This is a genomic window from Streptomyces thermovulgaris, assembly GCF_002155915.1.
Lineage (GTDB): Bacteria > Actinomycetota > Actinomycetes > Streptomycetales > Streptomycetaceae > Streptomyces > Streptomyces thermovulgaris.
This window is the reverse complement of record NZ_MUME01000404.1, coordinates 1-4,541: the sequence shown is the minus strand read 5'-3', so window position 1 is coordinate 4,541 and position 4,541 is coordinate 1. Positions and strand designations below refer to the sequence as shown.

The 4,541-nt window shown below is 68.9% G+C and carries 3 protein-coding genes and 1 pseudogene; all 4 read right to left on the bottom strand.

Features of this window, described 5'->3' with window-relative positions:
- Nucleotides 1-16: 16 nt before the first annotated feature.
- Nucleotides 17-847: a serine protease gene (locus tag CCN35_RS25275; RefSeq protein ID WP_067393286.1), complete on the bottom strand. Its 831-nt coding sequence runs from the start codon at nucleotides 845-847 to the stop codon at nucleotides 17-19.
- 147 nt (nucleotides 848-994) lie between these two features.
- Entirely contained in the window at nucleotides 995-2,518 is a 1,524-nt protein-coding gene (locus CCN35_RS25270; RefSeq protein ID WP_067393479.1) for an RNA polymerase sigma factor, read from the bottom strand.
- Between the two features lie 467 nt (nucleotides 2,519-2,985).
- Nucleotides 2,986-3,873 carry a FadR/GntR family transcriptional regulator gene (locus CCN35_RS25265; protein WP_067393298.1) on the bottom strand — a complete coding sequence of 296 codons (888 nt, stop codon included), beginning with the start codon at nucleotides 3,871-3,873 and terminating at the stop codon, nucleotides 2,986-2,988.
- Nucleotides 3,874-4,035: 162 nt separating this feature from the next.
- Nucleotides 4,036-4,491: pseudogene (locus tag CCN35_RS25260) on the bottom strand (ABC transporter); the annotation flags it as partial.
- Nucleotides 4,492-4,541: the final 50 nt, after the last annotated feature.

Sequence of the window (4,541 nt, the reverse complement as noted above, 5' to 3'; positions counted from 1 at the left end):
AATTATCAGACAGGCCCTAGAGGAACTGGCTCAGCGTCCCCAGGACGGCGGACACCCGCGTGTAGACGCCGGGGCTTCCCGCGCGCCCGCAGCCGTTCCCCCACGACACGATCCCGATCAGCCGCCCCTGTGCGACCAGCGGCCCCCCGCTGTCCCCCTGGCAGGCGTCCCGGCCGCCCGTGACCTCCCCCGCGCACAGCATGCTGTCGGACAGATACGGACCGTCCTTGCCCGCACCCCCCGGATAGGCCTGCTTGCACTGGGCGTCGGGCAGGACACGGACCGGCGCGGCGTGCAGCCGGTACGCATAGGTGGAGATGCCGGTGGTGTCCCCCCAGCCGTAGACCATGGCGCTCGTGCCGGGCGTGTACGCCGGGTCCCCCTTGCCCGCCAGAGGGACGACGGAGCTCTGGGGCACCGGCTCGGCGAGGCGGAGCACGGCGAAGTCTCCGGCGTTGGTCCCGGAGTCGTAGTGCGGGTTGACCCAGACGGCACGCACCGGGATCTCCTTGCCCTCCCGCGAGAGCAGATTCGTGCGCCCGGCGATCACTTTCAGGTCCCGCACCGGCGGCGTGCCCACGACGTCCCCGGACAGACAGTGGGCCGCGGTGAGCACCGTCGTCGGGCCGATCACCGCCCCACCGCAGAACTGCCCGGACCGAATGCCCCCGAACCGGTCACGGCTGGACAGGGCCACGGTCCACGGACTCTCCGACGCATCGACGGGAAAGCCGCCGACAACGACCCGGCCGGCGGAGGCGGGAGCAGCGGCGGCCAGCGGCAGCACTGCTCCCACGACGGCCAGGACCAACGGCCGGGCCAGCGCCCGGACAATACGGCATCGCATGACGCTCCTCACTCTGGGATGCTCGTCGAGCACCCAGAGTCACGCAGGGCGCCTTCTTTTCGCAGCACAAAAGGCCCGGTTCCCCCCATTTCGGGGAACCGGGCCCTCGTGTCGCGGCGTCCGAACCGGCCGGAGCGGGCCTCCGGCTCAGTCCAGGTAGTCGCGCAGCACCTGCGAACGCGACGGGTGACGCAGCTTCGACATGGTCTTGGACTCGATCTGGCGGATCCGCTCGCGCGTGACGCCGTACACCTTGCCGATCTCGTCGAGGGTCTTCGGCTGACCGTCGGTGAGACCGAAGCGCATGGAGACGACGCCCGCCTCGCGCTCGGACAGGGTGTCGAGCACCGAGTGCAGCTGTTCCTGCAGCAGGGTGAAGCTGACCGCGTCGGCCGGGACGACCGCCTCGGAGTCCTCGATGAGGTCACCGAACTCGCTGTCGCCGTCCTCGCCCAGCGGGGTGTGCAGCGAGATGGGCTCGCGGCCGTACTTCTGGACCTCGATGACCTTCTCCGGGGTCATGTCGAGCTCCTTGGCCAGCTCCTCCGGAGTGGGCTCGCGGCCCAGGTCCTGGAGCATCTGGCGCTGCACACGCGCGAGCTTGTTGATGACCTCGACCATGTGCACCGGGATGCGGATGGTGCGGGCCTGGTCGGCCATCGCGCGGGTGATCGCCTGCCGGATCCACCAGGTGGCGTACGTGGAGAACTTGTAGCCCTTGGTGTAGTCGAACTTCTCCACCGCGCGGATGAGACCGAGGTTGCCCTCCTGGATCAGGTCCAGGAAGAGCATGCCGCGGCCGGTGTAGCGCTTGGCCAGGGAGACCACCAGACGGAGGTTGGCCTCCAGGAGGTGGTTCTTGGCACGGCGGCCGTCCTCGGCGATGATCTCGAGCTCGCGCTTGAGCTTCGGGGCGAGGTTCGGCGTGTTGGCGAGCTTGTCCTCGGCGAACAGACCGGCCTCGATGCGCTTGGCGAGCTCGACCTCCTGCTCCGCGTTGAGCAGGGGGACCTTGCCGATCTGCTTGAGGTAGTCCTTCACCGGGTCGGCGGTGGCGCCGGCCGCGGCGACCTGCTGCGCGGGCGCGTCGTCCTCGTCCTCGTCGGAGAGGATGAAGCCGGCGCTCTCGGGGTCCTCCACCTTGGCGTCCTCGAGCACGTCGTCGTCGAGCAGCTCGAGGTCGTCCTTCTTGGGAGCGGTGGTCTTCTTCGCCGCCGTCTTCTTGGCGGTCGTCTTCTTCGCCGTCGACTTCTTGGCCGTCGACTTCTTGGCAGCAGCCTTCTTGGCGGGGGCCGCTTCCTCGGCAGGCGTGTCGGTGGCGGACTTCTCCGAGGCGGCGGTGGCGGTGGCCTTCCGGGTGGTCACCGTCTTCGAGGCGACCGTCTTCTTGGCGGTACGCCTGGCCGAACTCTTCGCTGCGACGCTCTTTCGGGTGCGCCTATTGGGCTCTGCGGCACTGACCATCAGCGTCACACCCTCTTCCTCGAGGATTTGGTTGAGGCTGCGCAGTACGGTCTTCCACTGAGTGGCCGGAATCTGGTCAGCTTCGAAGGCCCGACGCACATCGTCGCCGGCGATCTGCCCCTCAGCCTTTCCCCGCTCGATGAGCGCCATGACAGAGACGGACTCGGCGATCTCCGGCGGGAGCGTACGGGATGTGCTGGCCGACACGAACAACCTCTCGGAACGTTGGAAAACGGCTTCCGGCCCCGTCCACCGTGGACAGGAGCCGACCACCGGCCTGGGGATTGGGCCGACGGTACGGGCGGGGGCCGAGAAGAGGAACAGCGCCGTCGAACGGCGTCCGTATTCCCTCCGCGGCTGTCACCTCTTAGGTCATCGCGTTCTTCCCTTGAGCGTTACGCCCAATCCACGTGTCCCGAGTCACACCCCGTAAGCGTGTAAAAACGGTCAGAGATGGGCAGACAGGACCGGTCACCGCGGACGCGGTCCGACCAGCGGCTCCCCTCTCGCTCACCTTGATCGCGTACGGATCGATCGTCTCGAACACGCACGGACCCCGCCGGTTCGCGGAGGGGCCGGCGGGGTCTGCGAGAGGCGGTTCACCGGCCGGACGAGGCCGCGGAGGACGACAGGCCCGGCCGTGCCGCCCACGCAGGGACCAGGGCTCGGGCGGGTCAGTGCTCGCGCGGCGCGGGAACCACCCGTTCGACCTCGGGGTGCACCGTGAGCAGCTGCCTCATGGCCGCCTCCGCCGCCGCGCCGTCGCCCGTCGCGAGGGCGTCGACGATCCGCGCGTGCTGCGCCAGCGAGTTCTCGCTGGGCCGGTCACAGCCCGTGACGGGGCCGCCGGAGACCTGGAGGGCGGCGGAGACGATCCCCGACAGGTGCTCCAGCATCCGGTTGCCTGCCACCTGGATGAGGAGCATGTGGAACTCGGAGTCCGCACGGGAGAAGGTGAGCGTGTCGCCCTGCCCCAGGGCGTGTCCCATGATCTCGATCAGGTCGGACAGGCGCTGCTGGACGTCCTCGCGGCCGTGCCCGGCGGCGAGTCGGGCGGCGAGCGGTTCGATCGTCCAGCGCAGCTCGCTCAGCTCGCGGCGCTGGTCGTCGCGCTGCGGCCCGAAGGCCCGCCACTCGATGATGTCCGGGTCGAGCAGATTCCAGTCGCTGACCGGGCGCACGCGCGTGCCGACGTTCGGCCGGGCGCTGACCAGGCCCTTGGCCTCCAGGACGCGGAGGGACTCGCGAACGACGGTGCGGGAGACCTCGAAGCGATGGCCGATCTCCTCGGGCACCAGCGGGCGGTCGGCACCCAGATCTCCGGAGACGATCATCTGACCGAGCTGCTGGACGAGTTGGCCGTGCAGCCCGCGGCCGCGGCTGCCCGCGGCACGGCGGCCCACACGCCCCAGCTCCGGGTCCGCGCCCTCCCAGGAGGAATTCGCGGCGCGGTCGGAGGCAGGCGTCTCGCTGTAGGGGTAACGGTCGATTTCGCCCGGGCCGACAAGACCGGAGTCTGCGGAGCGGGCGGTGGTCATCATGGTGTGCGCAAGGGTACTCACGGATCCTTTGTCGGCGTTGTCTTCAACTGCCTTGAGGTCTTTGGTGAAAAGCACACGAAAGGGTGATCGCTCACTTCGCTGTAATTGACGCCTTATCGGAAAGAAACAAACTCTCCTCGGGAAGTTTTATGCATATAGTGAGCGATTGGGCGCATGCAGCGATCACCGACCCCTGCCGCGCAGGGCCGTCAGCAGATAAGCGCACACCAATGCGAAGAGGGACAACGCCAGGGCGCCCCCGAAGGGTTGGGCGATCACGCGGACCGCGGCGGCCAGGTAGCGATCACCTCCGAAGGGCCACTGCAGCAGGAATGTCTCGCGCAGACGCGCGGGAAGGCCGTCGGCGTCCCATTCCTTCCCTCCCATGAGCATCTGCACCAGCGGTACGACGAGCACCGGTACGGCCACCACGGACGCGAGCCCGGCCGTGGTGGACCGGAACAGTCCCGCGGCCAGCACACCGATCCAGGCGCACCCGACCACGAGACCCGCCCAACTCGCACCCAGCGCAAGCCAGTCGCCGGGGACCCGGGTGAGCTCCTGCCCGTACACGGCGTAGAGCACTTCGGCGTCGCAGCCGACCGTGAGGAAGGCCAGCATCAGCGCGGCGGCTCGGGCTGCTCACCGCCAAGCTCGTCGTCGCCACCGCCGCCGCGCTGATGCTGGCC

Coding starts and splice junctions, on each gene's coding strand:
- CCN35_RS25275 (WP_067393286.1), bottom strand. CDS start 847: ATGCGATGCCGTATTGTCCGGGCGCTGGCCCGGCCGTTGGTCCTGGCC.